The organism is Azotobacter beijerinckii, assembly GCF_900110885.1.
GTDB classification, from domain to species: Bacteria; Pseudomonadota; Gammaproteobacteria; order Pseudomonadales; family Pseudomonadaceae; genus Azotobacter; species Azotobacter beijerinckii.
This window is the reverse complement of sequence record NZ_FOFJ01000005.1, coordinates 34,489-49,902: the sequence shown is the minus strand read 5'-3', so window position 1 is coordinate 49,902 and position 15,414 is coordinate 34,489. Positions and strand designations below refer to the sequence as shown.

General features: G+C 69.1%; 15 protein-coding genes. 10 read left to right on the top strand and 5 right to left on the bottom strand.

All coding sequences use genetic code 11. The features are described 5' to 3' along the window. The first annotated feature begins 87 nt into the window (after positions 1-87). Entirely contained in the window at positions 88-381 is a 294-nt protein-coding gene (locus BMY22_RS03930) for a hypothetical protein (RefSeq protein ID WP_090619742.1), read from the top strand. Further along, positions 366-1,709, top strand: a complete 1,344-nt coding sequence (locus BMY22_RS03925; protein WP_244158789.1) for an MATE family efflux transporter — start codon at positions 366-368, stop codon at positions 1,707-1,709. Before BMY22_RS03930 ends, BMY22_RS03925 begins: the two co-directional genes overlap by 16 nt. Positions 1,710-1,790: 81 nt before the next feature. On the opposite strand, the gene speA is transcribed toward BMY22_RS03925, so the two are convergent. The 5 genes from speA to BMY22_RS03900 all read right to left on the bottom strand — a co-directional run bounded on the left by speA (position 1,791) and on the right by BMY22_RS03900 (position 7,070). Beyond that, positions 1,791-3,701, bottom strand: coding sequence for an arginine decarboxylase (gene speA / locus BMY22_RS03920; RefSeq protein WP_090619739.1), 1,911 nt, complete (start codon positions 3,699-3,701; stop codon positions 1,791-1,793). A gap of 33 nt (positions 3,702-3,734) precedes the next feature. Continuing rightward, a complete protein-coding gene (locus tag BMY22_RS03915) occupies positions 3,735-4,106 on the bottom strand; it encodes a translation initiation factor Sui1 (RefSeq protein ID WP_090619737.1) in 372 nt (123 codons plus the stop codon). Between the two features lie 188 nt (positions 4,107-4,294). Continuing rightward, the gene (locus BMY22_RS03910) at positions 4,295-5,299 is read right to left on the bottom strand and encodes a 2-hydroxyacid dehydrogenase (protein ID WP_090619736.1); all 1,005 of its coding nucleotides are present in this window, start codon (positions 5,297-5,299) and stop codon (positions 4,295-4,297) included. Between the two features lie 188 nt (positions 5,300-5,487). Then, positions 5,488-6,021, bottom strand: a complete 534-nt coding sequence (locus BMY22_RS03905) for an NUDIX hydrolase (protein WP_090619734.1) — start codon at positions 6,019-6,021, stop codon at positions 5,488-5,490. Continuing rightward, entirely contained in the window at positions 6,021-7,070 is a 1,050-nt protein-coding gene (locus BMY22_RS03900) for a DUF2333 family protein (RefSeq protein WP_090619733.1), read from the bottom strand. The genes BMY22_RS03905 and BMY22_RS03900 overlap by 1 nt, the downstream gene beginning before the upstream one ends. 210 nt (positions 7,071-7,280) lie before the next feature. Here BMY22_RS03900 and BMY22_RS03895 point away from each other — a divergent pair, with 210 nt between their 5' ends. The 8 genes from BMY22_RS03895 to fis all read left to right on the top strand — a co-directional run bounded on the left by BMY22_RS03895 (position 7,281) and on the right by fis (position 15,350). Continuing rightward, complete coding sequence (locus BMY22_RS03895; protein ID WP_090619731.1) at positions 7,281-9,065, top strand: protein-disulfide reductase DsbD; 1,785 nt, start codon at positions 7,281-7,283, stop codon at positions 9,063-9,065. 165 nt (positions 9,066-9,230) lie between these two features. Beyond that, a complete protein-coding gene (aroQ, locus tag BMY22_RS03890) occupies positions 9,231-9,674 on the top strand; it encodes a type II 3-dehydroquinate dehydratase (RefSeq protein ID WP_090619730.1) in 444 nt (147 codons plus the stop codon). Positions 9,675-9,696: 22 nt separating this feature from the next. Then, on the top strand, positions 9,697-10,158 hold the full coding sequence (gene accB / locus BMY22_RS03885; RefSeq protein ID WP_090619728.1) for an acetyl-CoA carboxylase biotin carboxyl carrier protein: 462 nt from the start codon (positions 9,697-9,699) through the stop codon (positions 10,156-10,158). A 17-nt stretch (positions 10,159-10,175) separates the two neighbouring features. Further along, a complete protein-coding gene (gene accC, locus BMY22_RS03880) occupies positions 10,176-11,525 on the top strand; it encodes an acetyl-CoA carboxylase biotin carboxylase subunit (protein WP_090619726.1) in 1,350 nt (449 codons plus the stop codon). A 152-nt stretch (positions 11,526-11,677) separates the two neighbouring features. Further along, positions 11,678-12,556 carry a 50S ribosomal protein L11 methyltransferase gene (gene prmA, locus BMY22_RS03875; RefSeq protein WP_090619724.1) on the top strand — a complete coding sequence of 293 codons (879 nt, stop codon included), beginning with the start codon at positions 11,678-11,680 and terminating at the stop codon, positions 12,554-12,556. A gap of 131 nt (positions 12,557-12,687) precedes the next feature. Further along, a complete protein-coding gene (locus BMY22_RS03870; RefSeq protein ID WP_090619723.1) occupies positions 12,688-13,860 on the top strand; it encodes a DUF3426 domain-containing protein in 1,173 nt (390 codons plus the stop codon). 174 nt (positions 13,861-14,034) lie between these two features. Further along, positions 14,035-15,033, top strand: coding sequence for a tRNA dihydrouridine synthase DusB (gene dusB, locus BMY22_RS03860; RefSeq protein ID WP_090619719.1), 999 nt, complete (start codon positions 14,035-14,037; stop codon positions 15,031-15,033). Then, positions 15,030-15,350, top strand: coding sequence for a DNA-binding transcriptional regulator Fis (gene fis / locus BMY22_RS03855; RefSeq protein ID WP_041806900.1), 321 nt, complete (start codon positions 15,030-15,032; stop codon positions 15,348-15,350). The genes dusB and fis overlap by 4 nt, the downstream gene beginning before the upstream one ends. The last annotated feature ends 64 nt before the right edge of the window (positions 15,351-15,414 follow it).

Here is a 15,414-nt window from a genome sequence, read left to right as displayed (position 1 = left end):
CTATCCTTGCGCGGTTTTTCCGGGCGGCCCCGCTCCCCCGGCGGGGGAGCCGGGACCGCCCCTTTCTGGGTTCGGCAGGGGGATGCAATGCAAGCGGGTAACTTCTTCGAATGGCTCGGCGAGGCGGTGGGCGCGGCGCTCCGTTACCTCGTCGAGGGGCTGGGCGGACTGTTCGGCTCGGTCGCCCGGGCCGGCGCGCAGTTCCTCGACGGACTGTCGCACACCCTCGGCATGAACCCCACGCTGCTCGGCGTCCTGGCCCTGGTCCTCGGCCTGGCGCTGCTGGTCGCCGGGGTGCGCGCGCTGCTGCGGCGGAGCTTCGTCGGCGGGGCGATCTACCTGCTGCTGGGACTCTGGGTGCTCAGTTGGCTGATCCGGTGAACGCCCGCGCCCTGGCCGAGGCCTGGCGCCACGCGCCGACCCAGCGCCGGGTCTGGGCGCTGGCCGCGCCGATGATCCTCTCCAACCTCTGCGAGCCGCTGGTGACGCTGGTCGACAGCGCGGTGGTCGGCCACCTGCCGCACGCCCACCAGCTCGGCGCAGTGGCGGTCGGCGGCAGCCTGTTCACCCTCCTCGCCTGGGCCTTCGGCTTCCTGCGCATGGGCACCACCGGCTTCGCCGCCCAGGCCTGCGGCCGCGCCGACGGCGCCGCACTGCGCCGGGTACTGCTGCAAAGTCTGCTGCTCGGGCTGCTCTTCGCCCTGCTGCTGGGCCTTTTGGCGCTGCCTTTCGGCGAGTTCGCCCTCGGCCTGATGCAGCCCTCGGCGGCGCTCGACGCGCTGACCCGCGAATACTTCCACACCCGCCTGCTCGGCCTGCCGGCGGTGCTGGCCGGCTACGCGCTGATCGGCTGGCTGCTCGGCACGCAGAACGCCCGCGCGCCGCTGGCCATGCTGCTGGTCACCAGCCTGGTCAATGTGGCCCTCAACCTGTGGTTCGTCCTCGGCCTCGACTGGGGCGTGGCCGGCGCCGCCCGCGCCTCGGCGATCGCCGAGTGGAGCGGCGCCCTGCTCGGCCTCATCCTGGCCCGCCGGGCGCTGCGCCAGCACCCCGGCCGGCTGCCCTGGGGCGCCCTGCGCCGCTGGGCGGACTGGCGCCCGCTGCTGGCGGTGAACCGCGACATCTTCCTGCGCAGCCTGCTCCTGCAGCTGGCGTTCTTCCTGATCACCGTGCAGGGCGCCCGGCTCGGCGACGCCACGGTGGCGGCCAACGCCCTGCTGCTCAACGGCCTGCTGCTCACCGCCCACGCCCTGGACGGCCTGGCCCACGCCGTCGAGGCGCTGTGCGGGCACGCCATCGGCAACCGCGACCGCACCGCCCTGCGCCGGGTGCTGACGGTCGCCGGACTGTGGTCGCTGCTGGCCAGCCTGGGCTTCGCGCTGTTCTTCCTGGTCGGCGGCGCGCTGTTCGTCCGCCTGCAGACCGACATCCCGGCGGTGCGCGAACTGGCCGAGACCTACCTGCCCTACCTGGCCGCGCTGCCCTTGATCGCGGTGTGGAGCTACCTGCTCGACGGCCTGTTCGTCGGCGCCACCCGCGCCCGCGAGATGCGCGACGCCATGCTGCTCGCCGTGGCCCTGGCGCTGCCGCTCGCCTGGCTGCTGCAGGGATTCGGCAACCACGGCCTGTGGCTGGCCTTCCTCGCCTTCATGGCGCTGCGCGCCCTGGTCATGGGCCTGTTCGCCCGGCGCCTGCTGGGCGAGGTCTGAGCGCTACCCCCGCTTGCTGGCGATCGGAAGCCCCGTAGGGCGGGTGAAACCCGCCCTACGGGAAAGGCCGCGCCTTTTCGCTCAGGCCGACAGGTAGGACGAGCGCGTCAGCCCCAGGCGCAGGGCGTCCAGGTACTGGGCGCGCTCGCGGGCGCCGATCGGCGCGCCGGCCACCTTGTCGCGGTAGTAGGTCATCAGCTCCTCGGGCGACAGGTGCACGTAGCGCAGCATGTCCTCGATGGTGTCGTGGGTCTCGATGCCGGCGTGATAGACGCTGCCGTCGGCATTCTGGTAGACGTTCACCGAATCGGTGTCGCCGAACAGGTTGTGCATGTCGCCGAGGATCTCCTGGTAGGCGCCGACCAGGAAGATCCCCAGCAGGTACTCCTCGCCCGCGCGCAGCTCGTGCACCGGCAGGCTGGTCTCGATGCTCTGCTCGTCGACGTACTGCTTGATCTTGCCGTCGGAGTCGCAGGTCAGATCCTGCAGCACGGCGCGGCGCAGCGGTTCCTCGTCGAGCCGACCGAGCGGCAGGATCGGCAGGACCTGACCGATCGCCCAGGTGTCCGGCAGGCTCTGGAATACCGAGAAGTTGCAGATGTACTTGTCGGCCAGCTTGTCGTTGAGTTCGTCGAGCACTTGGCGGTGGGAACGCTGGCGGGCCTTCAGGGAGTCGTGCAGACGCCGGCAGAGCGCGTAGTAGCACTGCTCGGCGAGCGCCTTGTCGGCCAGCCCCAGCTTGCCGTCGGCGTACTGGCGGGACAGCTCGCCGAGGTACTGGGTCGCCCGCCAGTAGGTTTCGGTGACCATCTCGTCGTCGGTCGGACCGAGCAGCTCGACCAGCCAGCGCAGGGTTTCCGGCAGGCTCTGCGGATCGGCGATCTCCGGCAGCTGGTCGTTGTGGCGCTCCACGTCGGTGACCTGCACGACCAGCAGCGCGTGGTGCGCGCTCAGCGCCCGGCCGCTCTCCGAGAAGATGTGCGGATGCGGCAGCGCCTGGGCGTCGCAGAACTCCTGGAGCATGCCCACCACCACGCCGGCGTAGTCGTCCATGTCGTAGTTGATCGAGCTGGCGTTGCGCGAGTGGGTGCCGTCGTAGTCGACGCCCAGGCCGCCGCCGACGTCGATGTGGTCGACCGGCAGGCCGAGGGCACGCAGCTCGCCGTAGTAGCGGATCGCCTCGCGAAAGCCGCTCTGGTAATCGGCCAGGTTGGCGATCTGCGAGCCCATGTGGAAGTGCAAGAGGCGCACCCCCTGGTCCAGCCCGGCGCCGCGCAGGCGCTCCACCACGCGCAGGAGCTGCGCCGCCGAGAGGCCGAACTTGGCCCTCTCGCCGCCGGTGTCGGCCCACTTCGAGGAGGCCAGCGAGGACAGCCGCACGCGCAGGCCGAGTTGCGGGACGACCTTCAGTTCGGCGGCCTCCTCGATGATCAGCTGCACCTCCGACTCCTTCTCGACGACGATGAACACCGCATGGCCGAGCTTCTGGCCGATCAGCGCCAGGCGGACGAATTCGCGGTCCTTGTAGCCGTTGCAGACGATGGTGCCGCCCTTCGGCGCCAGCGCCAGCACGGCGAGCAGCTCCGGCTTGGAGCCGGCCTCCAGGCCGATGGAGACGTTCGGCGTGGCGATGATGTTCTCCACCACCGCCTCCTGCTGGTTGACCTTGATCGGATACAGCGCGGTGTAGCGGCTCCGGTAGCCGAGCCGCGCGATGTGCGCGTCGAAGGCACCGGTCAACTGGCGCACGCGCTCCTGCAGGATGTCGGGAAAACGCACCAAAAGCGGCAGCGACAGGCCCGCCTCGCGCAGTTGGCCGACCAGCTCGACGAGGTCGACGGGCCGCTCGGCGGCGCGGTTCGGCCGCGCCTCCACGTGACCGGCCTCGTTGATCGCGAAATAGCCGGCACCCCAGTGACGGATGCCGTAGACCGCGCGGCTGTCGGCCACGGTCCACTGGCTGCCGTCGTCCTTGCGTGTACGTCGTGCCATCGGTTTCTCCCGTGCAGAGATGTCTGATACAGCCTAGCCGCCGGATTTTTTCGCCTTGAAACCGCGCAGGGCGAGTTCCTCGACCAGCAGCTCGACGTGCTCGCCCTGGATCTCGATGACCCCGTCCTTGAGCGCGCCGCCGGTGCCGCAGCGGCGCTTCAGCGCACTGGCCAGCTCCTTCAGCTCGGCCTCGGCCAGCGGCACGCCGCTGACGGTGGTCACCGTCTTGCCGCCGCGGCCCTTGGTCTCGCGGCGCACCCGGGCGATGCCGTCGCCGGCCGGCACCGGGCTCTGCCCGCAAACGCAGGCGGCGACCGGCTGGCCGCAGTCGGGACAGTGGCGGCCGCTGTCGGTGGAATAGACCAGACCGCCCAGGGCGGCGAGTGAAGAGGCTTTCTTGGCCAAGGCGGGCTCCTCGGAAATGCGCGGAAACGAGGGGGCAGTGTAGCGGCAAGCGTGTGAAATGCCGAAGACGGTGTCGGGCGGCTTCGCTGCCAGTGGGCGCGGCCCTGGCCGCGACGCTGCAGCCCACCCTCCCCAACCGCAGCCCTGGCGCAGGGGGATAACCGCTCCGAGCCATCCCCCTCCCGCGGTTACTCGGCCATCAGAACATTCTCGCAGGCCCGGCCGCCGACGAAGCAGTCGAGGTTGTGCAGGGTGGTCTCGGCGATCTCGCGCAGCGCCTCGACGGTGAAGAAGCCCTGGTGGCCGGTGACGATCACGTTGGGGAAGGTCATCAGGCGCATGAAGACGTCGTCGTCGATGATGTCCGAGGAGCGGTCGTGGAAGAACAGCTGGCTCTCCTGCTCGTAGACGTCGATGGCCAGCGCGGAGAGGCGTCGCGACTTGAGCGCGGCGACCACCGCGTGGGTGTCGATCAGGCCGCCGCGGGAGGTGTTGACCAGCATCGCGCCGGGCTTGATCCGCGCCAGGCTGGCGGCACCGATCAGATGTCGGGTGGCGTCGCTCAACGGGCAGTGCAGGCTGACCACGTCCGATTCGGCGAGCAGGACGTCGAGCGCCACGTACTCGCCGAGTGCGGCGAACTCGGCCGTCTCGTACAAATCGAGGCCGAGCACCCGGCAGCCGAAGCCCTTGAGGATGCGCGCCGTGGCCATGCCGATCTTGCCGGTGCCGATCACCCCCACGGTCTTGCCGTGCAGGTTGAAGCCGAGCAGGCCGTCGAGCATGAAGTTGCCCTCGCGGACCCGGTTGTAGGCGCGGTGGATCTGCCGGTTGAGGGCCAGGATCAGGGCGACGGTGTGCTCGGCCACCGCCTCCGGCGAATAGGCCGGCACCCGGGCGACGAACAGCCCCAGCCGGCGGGCGGCCTCCAGGTCGATGTTGTTGAACCCCGCGCAGCGCAGCAGGATCGCCCGCACGCCGTAGCCGTGCAGGGTTTCCAGCACCGGCGCATCGAGCAGGTCGTTGACGAAGACGCACACCGCCTCGCTGCCCTCGGCCAGCGCCACGGTCTGCACCGACAGCGTGGCCTTCTGGTAGATCAGCTCGAAGCCGCGGGAGGCGTAGTCCCGCTGCAGGACCTCGTCGAAAGAACGCTCGTCGTAGGGCTGCGCACTGAATACCACGATCTTCATGGATGAAAGCTCCTGCCGTTCGGTCGGCCGCCACCCTGGCAGGCCGACGCGTGTGGAAATCAGGAACAGTGTAGGGAATCCGGGCGCGCCGCCAGATGCACCGGGTCAATGCCCCGCAACCACACCCAGAAAAGCCGGGGTCACGTTTCCAGCGGCGGCGCGCCGCCCCTCGAAAGGTCGCGGCCGCCTCAGCCCATTCCGAGGCAGCGGCGCAGGGCCTGCAGGGAGTCCGGGCAGTAGGGGCGCTCCAGGGCTTCGCGCAGGGCCTCGTGGGGCGGGATGAAGCGGGCTTCCAGGACTTCCTCGGGCTGCAGGACCAGGGGAGCGTCGGAGGTCGCCGAGAACACTGCGCACCACAGGCGGTTGTCCGGCTGGTCGAAGAAGAAGCGCCCGTGCTCGCGCAGTTCCACGCCGGCGATGCCGAGTTCCTCCTCCAGTTCGCGGGCGGCGGACTCGCCGTAGTCCTCCCCGGCCTGCACCATGCCGCCGGCGGCGACGTCCCAGTAGCCGGGATAGATCGCCTTGCTGAGGGTGCGCCGGTGTACGCAGAGTTGCCCGGCGCCGTTGAACAGCAGGATGAAGGTGCCGCGACCGATCAGCCGGCGCGCGCGCAGCTCGGCGCGGGGCAGCGCGCCGAGCGGGCGGTCGTCGGCGTCGACCCAGGCGATCAGTTCGGCGTCGGAGGCGGCCCGGTGGGCCGCCTCCCGTGCGGAGATGTCCATCAGCCCTGGGAGAGCAACGCGCGCAGGTCGATCAGCGCGGCGTTGGCCCGAGAGATGAAGTTGGCCATCACCAGCGAGTGGTTGGCCAGCACGCCGTAGCCGCCGCCGTTGAGCACCATCGGGCTCCACAAGGGCTCCTGCGCCGCCTCCAGCTCGCGGATGATCTGCTGGAGGCTGACGGTGGCGTTCTTGCGCGCCAGCACGTCGCCGAAGTCCACCTCGATGGCACGCAGGAAGTGCGACAGCGCCCAGGCCTGGCCGCGCGCCTCGTAGAACACGTTGTCGATCTGCAGCCAGGGCGTCTTGACGACTTCCCCTTGCTGGGTCTGGCCGGTCGCTTCGTCGGGAACCAAGTCGGCGTCCAGGCGCTCCTGGCCGATGCTCGCCGAGAGCCGTTGGGAGAGCGAGCCGAGGCGGGTGGAGACGTCGCCCAGCCAGCCGCTCAGGTTGTCGGCGCGGGCGAAGAACTGGGCGCCGGGCTTGGCCGGGTCGGCCAGGCGGGCCAGGTAGTTGTCGAGCAGCTTGAGCCCGACGCGGTATTCGGTCTCGGAGGCCGGCAGCGCCCAGCTGCGGTTGTCGAAGTTGAAGCGCGGCTCGGCCTTGGCCAGGTCCGTGTCCTCGGTGGACTGCGACTGCGAGCGAGCGATGTCCTTGCGCAGCGAGCGGGCCAGGTCGCGCACCTGGGTCAGCACGCCGAATTCCCAGCTCGGCATGTTGTCCAGCCAGAGTCCGGGCGGGGCAAGGTCGTTGGTCAGGTAGCCGCCCGGCTTGTCGAGCAGGGTACCGGCCACGGTCCGCAGGGTCTCGACGGTGGTGTAACCCTTGACGAACTTGCGCTGTGCCTGCTCAGCCGCGGCCTGGGCATTCTCTTGCACCGGGAAGGGGTCCGGCTCCAGGCTCCAGAACCAGCCCAGCAGCCCGGCCACCAGCAGGTAGACGGCGAGCAGCAGCGCCAGGGCGCGACCCAGCCAGTGGTTGCCGACGACGCGACGCAGCGCGCCGTCGATGCCGTCGCGCGTACGGATTGCGCATTCTTTCCAGTCCAGCATGGCAAAATCCTTCTTGATTCGAAAATTCGGCAGGCCCGAGGGCCTGTTGCGCAGAGCCTAACACTATTGAGGAAAGCACCGAGACAGAGCGGCGACGCTCCGCTCCTCGACCCAAGCGGCAGTTGCCGCGGCAGGCCCCGCCCTGCAGCGCTCCGTCGCCTCCGGTATCATCCGGCCCGTTGTATTTCTGCACGTTTCTGCGAGAACGCCATGCGCCGCCTGCTGCCCCTGCTCCTCTTGCTGTTCGCCCTGCCCGCCGCCGCCAGCCTGTTCGGCAGCCGGCCCAGCGCCACGCTGGGCGGACTGGACAATCGCGGCGACTTCCTGCCGGTCCGCGAGGCGTTCCGCCTGAGCCTGGTGGAGAGCACGCCACAGTCGGTGCGGCTGCGCTTCGTCGCTGCCGAGGGCTACTACCTGTACCGCCAGCGCCTGCAGTTTCGCGCCGAACCGGCCGGGATCACGCTCGCCGCGCCACGCCTGCCGGCCGGGAAGCTCAAGACCGACGACTACTTCGGCGAGACCGAGGTCTACTACGGCGTGCTCGACGTCGAGCTGCCGCTGGACAATCCGGACGGACAGCCCTTCACCCTGCAGGTCGGCTACCAGGGCTGTGCCGACAAGGGGCTCTGCTACCCGCCGGAAACCGAGCGGCTGCAGATCGCCGGCGCCCCTGCCGGCGCTCCCGGGGCGGGCGTCCCGAGCGAGGCCGCCCCGCCCGCCGGGACGATGGCCTGGAGCTGGCGGGAGCTGGCGCTGTTCTTCCTCGCCGGCCTCGGCCTGACCTTCACCCCCTGCATGCTGCCGATGCTGCCGATCCTCTCCGGCGTGGTGCTGCGCGGGGAGATCGGCGGCGCGCGCGGCTTGGTCCTGTCGCTGGCCTACGTGCTGCCGATGGCCGCCTGCTTCGCCGCGCTCGGTGCGCTGATGGGGCTGTTCGGCGCCGAGCTGAACCTGCAGGCCCGCCTGCAGTCGCCCTGGGTGCTGGCGCCCTTCGCGCTGTTCTTCGCGGCGTTCGCCCTGGCCATGTTCGGCGTCTACGAACTGCGTCTGCCGCAGGCCCTCGCCATGCCGCTGGAGCGCCTGGCCGGCAATACGCGCGGCGGCTCGCTGTGGGGCGCTGCAGCCCTCGGCGTGCTTTCCAGCCTGCTGGTCTCGCCTTGCGTTTCCGCTCCGCTGGCCGGCGCGCTGCTCTATATCAGCTCCAGCGGCGATGCCCTCGGCGGCGGCCTGAAACTCTTCGCCCTAGGGCTCGGCATGGGCGCGCCGCTGGTGCTGCTGGCCACCGGCGGCGGCGCCCTGCTGCCGAAGAGCGGCCCCTGGATGCTCGCGGTGCGCAATGCCTTCGGCGTGCTGCTGCTGGCGGTCGCCGTGTGGCTGCTCGAACGGGTGCTGCCCGGCCCGCTGGCGCTGGCCCTGTGGGGTCTGCTGGCGGCGGGGGTGGCGCTGTTTCTCGGCACCCTCGAACTCACCGCGAAGAGCCACCGGCAGAAGCTCGGCCAGCTCGCCGGGCTGGTCCTCCTGGTCTATGCCCTGGCCAGTTGGACCGGTGCGCTGCGCGGCGAGTCCGATCCGCTGCGCCCGCTGGGCAGCGCGCCGCTGTCCGCCGCCCCCGCCGCGCAGGCCGCCGGCGCCTGGCGGACGGTTACCGCTGCGGAGGATCTGGACGGCGCCCTGGCCGAGGCGAAAGACGCCGGCCAACCGCTGCTGCTCGACTGGTATGCGGATTGGTGCATCAGCTGCAAGGTGCTCGAACGCGAGGTGTTCGTCGCCCCGGAGGTCGCCGCCCAGCTTGGGGGCTACCGGCTGATCCGCTTCGACATCACCGCCGGCACCCCGGCGCAGCGCGCGCTGCTGGATCGCTATCAACTGTTCGGTCCGCCGGCGATCCAGTTCTTCGCCGCCGACGGAGAGGAGCGCGAGGCGCTGCGGGTGGTCGGCGAAATCGACGCCGCGGGCTTTGCGCAACGCCTGCGGGAAAGTCAATCCCAGCACTGATCCTGCAAAACATCTACGATTGATCGCAGGTAACATGCGGCAAATTCCGGTTAAAATGCCCGGCTGAAGGTCCCGACGGAACGGCGCCCCAGCCAACCCGCAGTCTGCGGGACGGGCCGGCCCGTTGCCGAGCCCCACTCATAGCATTCAAGGACTACGACCGACATGGCCACCCTACTGGTGCTGCACGGCCCCAACCTCAATCTGCTGGGCACCCGCGAGCCCGGCGTGTACGGTGCCACCACCCTCGAACAGATCAACCAGGACCTGGAGCGCCGTGCCGGCGCGGCCGGCCACCGCCTGTTCCACCTGCAGAGCAACGCCGAGCACGTGCTGATCGAGCGCATCCATGCCGCCCGCCTGGAGAATGTGGACTACATCATCTTCAATCCGGCGGCTTTCACCCATACCAGTGTCGCCCTGCGTGACGCATTGCTGGCGGTGAGCATCCCATTCACCGAAGTGCATCTGTCCAACGTGCACAAGCGCGAGCCTTTCCGCCATCACTCCTACTTTTCCGATATCGCCGTAGGGGTGATCTGCGGTCTGGGCGCCAGCGGCTACCGGCTGGCCCTGGAAGCCGCTCTCGAAAAACTTGAACATTCCTGATTCGCACCCGGAGTTATTTCGAATGGATATCCGCAAAGTCAAGAAACTGATCGAACTGCTGGAAGAGTCCGGTATCGACGAGCTGGAGATTCGCGAAGGCGAAGAATCGGTTCGCATCAGCCGCCATTCCAAGACCCCCCAGCCGGTGTATGCCGCGCCTCCGGTCATGGCCGCCATGCCCGCACCGGTCGCCGCCGCCCAGATCGCCGCGCCCGTCGAAGCTGCCGCGCCGACCGCACCCAAGCTGAACGGCCATGTGGTGCGCTCGCCGATGGTCGGCACCTTCTACCGCTCGCCGTCGCCGAGCACTCCCTCCTTCGTCCAGGTCGGCCAGAGCGTCAAGAAAGGCGACATCCTGTGCATCGTCGAAGCCATGAAGATGATGAACCACATCGAGGCCGAGGCCAGCGGCGTCATCGAATCCATCCTGGCGGAAAACGGTCAGCCGGTAGAGTACGACCAGCCGCTGTTCACCATCGTTTGAACCGCGGAGAGCCTGCGATGTTGGAAAAAGTCCTGATCGCCAACCGTGGCGAGATCGCCCTGCGCATCCTGCGCGCCTGCAAGGAGCTGGGGATCAAGACGGTGGCCGTGTACTCCACGGCCGACCGCGAGCTGATGCACCTGGGCCTCGCCGACGAGACCGTGTGCATCGGTCCGGCTCCGGCGACCAAATCCTACCTGCACATCCCGGCCATCATCGCCGCCGCCGAGGTGACCGGCGCGAACGGAATCCATCCGGGCTACGGCTTCCTCGCCGAGAACGCCGACTTCGCCGAGCAGGTGGAGAAATCCGGCTTCGCCTTCATCGGCCCGACCGCCGAAGTGATCCGCCTGATGGGCGACAAGGTCTCGGCCAAGAACGCCATGAAGCAGGCCGGCGTGCCCACCGTGCCCGGCTCCGACGGCCCGCTGCCGGAAGACGAGGAAACCGCCCTGGCGATCGCCCGCCAGGTCGGTTATCCGGTGATCATCAAGGCCGCCGGCGGCGGCGGCGGACGCGGCATGCGCGTGGTGCGCCATGAAGAGGACCTGATCAAGTCGGCGCGACTGACCCGCACCGAGGCCGAGGCGGCCTTCGGCAACGGCATGGTCTACCTGGAGAAGTTCCTGGAAAACCCGCGCCACGTGGAGGTGCAGGTGCTCTCCGACGGTCAGGGCAACGCCATCCATCTGGGCGACCGCGACTGCTCGCTGCAGCGCCGCCACCAGAAGGTCCTGGAAGAAGCTCCGGCACCGGGCATCGACCCGCAGGCCCGTGCCGAAGTGCTGGACCGCTGCGTGCGGGCCTGCATCGAGATCGGCTACCGCGGCGCCGGCACCTTCGAGTTCCTCTACGAGGACGGCCGCTTCTACTTCATCGAGATGAACACCCGCGTGCAGGTGGAGCACCCGGTCACCGAGATGGTCACCGGCATCGACATCGTCAAGGAGATGCTGCGCATCGCCAGCGGCGAGAAACTGTCGATCCGCCAGGAGGACGTGGTGATCCGCGGCCATGCGCTGGAGTGCCGGATCAACGCCGAAGACCCGGCGACCTTCATGCCCAGTCCGGGCAAGGTCAAGCACTTCCACGCCCCGGGCGGCAACGGCATCCGCGTCGACTCGCACCTCTACAGCGGCTACGCGGTACCGCCGAACTACGACTCGCTGATCGGCAAGCTGATCGCCTACGGCAAGGACCGCGACGAGGCCCTGGCGCGCATGCGCAACGCCCTCGACGAGATCGTCGTCGACGGCATCAAGACCAACGTGCCGCTGCACCGCGACCTCACCCGCGACCCGGGCTTCTGCAAGGGCGGCGTGAACATCCATTACCTGGAAAAGAAACTGGGTCTGGACAAGCACTGAGCACCGTGCCAGTAGCGCATGACAGGGGCCGCCTTCGGGCGGCCCCTGTCGTTTCGAGCATCCCGCCCTTCACCCGCCACGCTGGCAGAGGCCCCGCCCCTCCAGTAAGCTTGCCCGCCATTCGCCCGCCCCACTCTTGAAGAGGTCTTCCCATGCCCTGGCTGCAAATCCGTCTCGCCATCACCCCCGACCAGGCTGGCGCGCTGGAAGACCAGCTGCTGGAGCTGGGCGCCGTTTCGGTGACCTTCATGGACGCCGAGGACCAGCCGATCTTCGAACCGGACCTCGGCACTACCCCGCTCTGGTCGCACACCCACCTGCTCGCCCTCTTCGAAGACGGCACCGACGCCGAGGCGGTGCTCGCCCACCTCAAGCTGCTGCGCGGCGGCGAGCTGCCCGAGCGGCGGATCGAGCGCATCGAGGACCAGGACTGGGAGCGCAGCTGGATGGACAACTTCCAGCCGATGCACTTCGGCCGCCGCCTGTGGATCGTGCCGAGCTGGCACCAAGCGCCGGAGCCCGACGCGGTCAACCTGCTGCTCGACCCGGGCCTGGCCTTCGGCACCGGCACCCACCCGACCACCGCGCTGTGCCTGGAGTGGCTGGACGGCCAGGAGCTGAGCGGCTGCACCGTGCTGGACTTCGGCTGCGGCTCGGGCATCCTCGCCATCGCCGCGCTGCTGCTCGGCGCCGAACGGGCGGTCGGCACCGACATCGACCCGCAGGCGCTGGACGCCTCGCGCGACAACGCCACACGCAACGGCATCGACCCGGCGCGCTTCCCGCTCTACCTGCCGGCCGCCCTGCCGCCGCAACCGGCCGACGTGGTGGTGGCGAACATCCTCGCCGGTCCGCTGGTGCAGCTCGCGCCGCAGATCACCGCCCTGGTCAAACCGGGCGGCCGTCTGGCGCTGTCCGGCATCCTCGCCGAACAGGCCGGGGAAGTGCGCGCCGCCTACGCCGAAGCCTTCGCTCTCGACCCCACCGCGGAGCAGGACGGCTGGGTACGCATCGGTGGCGTGCGGCGCTGATCCCCGGCCCCTGGGCAATAGAACTGCACCACGGCCCGACGTCGATTGCTTCCGCAAGCGTGGAAACAATCGGTGGCAGCCCCTAGACTAGCCACCCGTTCCGTCCAGACCGCCGGCTGCCGGTTCCCCGCATGACAGACACCTTCGCCACCCAGTGCCCGCACTGCCAGACCCGCTTTCGCATCAACCGCACACAGCTCGACGCCGCCCGCGGTGCAGTGCGCTGCGGCTCCTGCCTGCAGGTGTTCAACGCCGCCAAACACCTCATCGAGCACCCGGCCCCGCCGCCCGCAGCCAGCGAGGCGCCGACCGCCGACAGCGCCCCGGCCACCCCGCCGACCGCCGAGCGCTCGCCGGCGCCCGCCCCCCACTGGGACTACGACGAACTCGACCTGGGCGATCTGGACCTCGACACCCTCGACCTGGACGAGGAGCTGGCCAAGCTGGAAAGCCAGGAGCGCCAGCTGATGGCGCGCCTGCAGAGCGTCGACGCCCCCCCCCCGGCACCGAAGACCGCTCCCGCCCGAGCGCACCCGGAACCCACCGAGCCGCTACTGCCGCCAACCGGCAGCCTGCTGGTCACACCAAGCGGTCCGGGCGAGCGCGACGAGCCGACCCTGACCCTGAAGCCGCCCGTCGAGGACGACGAGCCGCTCCGCCCTCCACCGCCCACGCCCCGGGAGACGCCTGCCGCCCAACCCGCGCCGAGCCAGACCTCGCCCGTCGGCCCGCTGCAGCGCAGCGAATCCGAGCGGCCCGAGGAGGGACTGCTCGAACTGGCCGACGAGCCCCTTCGCCTCGACTGGCGAAAACCGCGCCAATCCTGGGGCCGCCGCCTCGGCTGGCTACTCCTGAACCTGCTCGCCGCCGCCGCGCTGGTCGGCCAGTACGTCTGGTTCCACTACGACGAACTGGTCCGCCAGGACCGCTACCGGCCCTGGTTCGAGCGACTCTGCCCGCATATCGGCTGCACCCTGCCGCCGCGGGTCGACATCGAGCAGATCAAGAGCAGCAACCTGGTGGTGCGCCACCATCCCGAATTCGCCGGCGCCTTGGTGGTAGACGCGATCCTCTACAACCGCGCCACCTTCGCCCAACCCTTCCCGCTGCTCGAACTGCGCTTCGCCGACATCAACGGCCGGTCCGTCGCCACCCGGCGCTTCAAGCCCAACGAGTACCTGAGCGGCGAGCTGGCCGGACAGCAGGAAATGCCGCCGCAGACGCCGATCCACATCTCGCTGGAGATTCTCGACCCCGGCGCCCAGGCGGTGAATTACAGCCTAAGCTTCCACTCTCCGGAGTGACGGTCCGCCCGAGAGGGCAGCCGTCGGACTGCCGAGCGGTCGCGGAAGCCTGCCCGAAGCTGTTCATATTTTGTGCAGGACAGCCTTTATCCGTTCATGGAGAGCAGGTATCATGCCCACCCTTTTTTTGCGGTCCCCGTTCGACCTGAAACCAGTCTCCAGCAGGGAAGACCTATGTCGGCGGTACGTATCGGCCCCTACACTTTACCCAACCGACTGATCCTCGCGCCCATGGCCGGCGTTACCGATCGGCCGTTTCGCGCCCTGTGTCGCCGGCTCGGTGCCGGCATGACAGTGTCGGAAATGCTCACCAGCGACGTTCGCCTGTGGAACAGCCGCAAGTCCCGCTTGCGCCTGCCGCACGAGGACGAACCGGAGCCGCGCTCGGTGCAGATCGCCGGCGGCGATCCGCAGATGCTCGCCGAGGCAGCCCGGCGCAATGTCGAACTGGGAGCTCAGATCATCGACATCAACATGGGCTGCCCGGCGAAAAAGGTCTGCAACAAGGCCGCCGGATCGGCGCTGATGAAGAACGAGGCGCTGGTCGCCGAGATCCTCCAGGCGGTGGTTGCCGCCGTCGAGGTACCGGTGACCCTGAAGATCCGCACCGGCTGGGACCGGGCGAACCGCAACGGGATCGCCGTGGCCCGGCTTGCCGAACAGGCCGGCATCGCCGCCCTCGCGGTGCACGGGCGGACCCGCGCCGACCTGTACAGCGGCGAGGCCGAATACGACACCATCGCCGCGATCAAGCAGGCGGTGTCGATTCCGGTGTTCGCCAACGGCGACATCGACTCGCCGGAAAAAGCCCGCCGGGTGCTCGACGCCACCGGCGCCGACGGCCTGCTGATCGGCCGCGCAGCCCAGGGACGGCCGTGGATCTTCCGCGAGATCGAGCACTACCTGCGAACCGGCGAGCGCCTGCCGGCAGTGACGGCCGCGGAAGTGGAACCGGTTCTGCTGGAGCACTTGGCCGCACTGCACCTCTTCTACGGGGAAGAATTGGGCGTGCGCATCGCCCGCAAGCACGTTGGCTGGTATCTGGCGACCCTGTCCGGCGCAGGGGAGTTTCGAGCCCGCTTCAACCGCTTGGATAGCACGGACGCACAGAACACCCAGGTTCGGCAATTCTTCGCCGAACGTCACGACGATGGAGAGGGGGTGGCCGCATGACGACGACGACCGAGACTTTAGAGAGTGGAACGACACCCGTGAGTGACAACGCCAATCTGAAACAGCACCTGAACACGCCGAGCGAGGCGGGCCAGACGCTGCGCGACAGCGTGGAGAAGGCGCTGCGCAACTATTTCGCCCATCTCGAGGGGGCCGCCGTCACGGACGTCTACAACCTGGTGCTCTCCGAAGTGGAGGCCCCCCTGCTGGAAACCGTGATGCAGTACGTCAAGGGCAACCAGACCAAGGCCTCCGAACTGCTCGGCCTGAACCGCGGTACCCTGCGCAAGAAGCTCAAGCAGTACGACCTGCTGTAACCCTATCCGTCTGAAACGGGAGCGGCCCGGCCGCTCCCGTTTCCATTCAATCCTGTCCTGATGG

Excerpts from the sequence above, each read along its gene's own strand:
- BMY22_RS03930 (WP_090619742.1), top strand. The coding sequence starts at position 88 with ATGCAAGCGGGTAACTTCTTCGAATGGCTCGGCGAGGCGGTGGGCGCG.
- speA (WP_090619739.1), bottom strand. The coding sequence starts at position 3,701 with ATGGCACGACGTACACGCAAGGACGACGGCAGCCAGTGGACCGTGGCC.
- BMY22_RS03910 (WP_090619736.1), bottom strand. The coding sequence starts at position 5,299 with ATGAAGATCGTGGTATTCAGTGCGCAGCCCTACGACGAGCGTTCTTTC.
- BMY22_RS03905 (WP_090619734.1), bottom strand. The coding sequence starts at position 6,021 with ATGGACATCTCCGCACGGGAGGCGGCCCACCGGGCCGCCTCCGACGCC.
- BMY22_RS03900 (WP_090619733.1), bottom strand. The coding sequence starts at position 7,070 with ATGCTGGACTGGAAAGAATGCGCAATCCGTACGCGCGACGGCATCGAC.
- BMY22_RS03895 (WP_090619731.1), top strand. The coding sequence starts at position 7,281 with ATGCGCCGCCTGCTGCCCCTGCTCCTCTTGCTGTTCGCCCTGCCCGCC.
- aroQ (WP_090619730.1), top strand. The coding sequence starts at position 9,231 with ATGGCCACCCTACTGGTGCTGCACGGCCCCAACCTCAATCTGCTGGGC.
- accB (WP_090619728.1), top strand. The coding sequence starts at position 9,697 with ATGGATATCCGCAAAGTCAAGAAACTGATCGAACTGCTGGAAGAGTCC.
- accC (WP_090619726.1), top strand. The coding sequence starts at position 10,176 with ATGTTGGAAAAAGTCCTGATCGCCAACCGTGGCGAGATCGCCCTGCGC.
- prmA (WP_090619724.1), top strand. The coding sequence starts at position 11,678 with ATGCCCTGGCTGCAAATCCGTCTCGCCATCACCCCCGACCAGGCTGGC.
- BMY22_RS03870 (WP_090619723.1), top strand. The coding sequence starts at position 12,688 with ATGACAGACACCTTCGCCACCCAGTGCCCGCACTGCCAGACCCGCTTT.
- dusB (WP_090619719.1), top strand. The coding sequence starts at position 14,035 with ATGTCGGCGGTACGTATCGGCCCCTACACTTTACCCAACCGACTGATC.
- fis (WP_041806900.1), top strand. The coding sequence starts at position 15,030 with ATGACGACGACGACCGAGACTTTAGAGAGTGGAACGACACCCGTGAGT.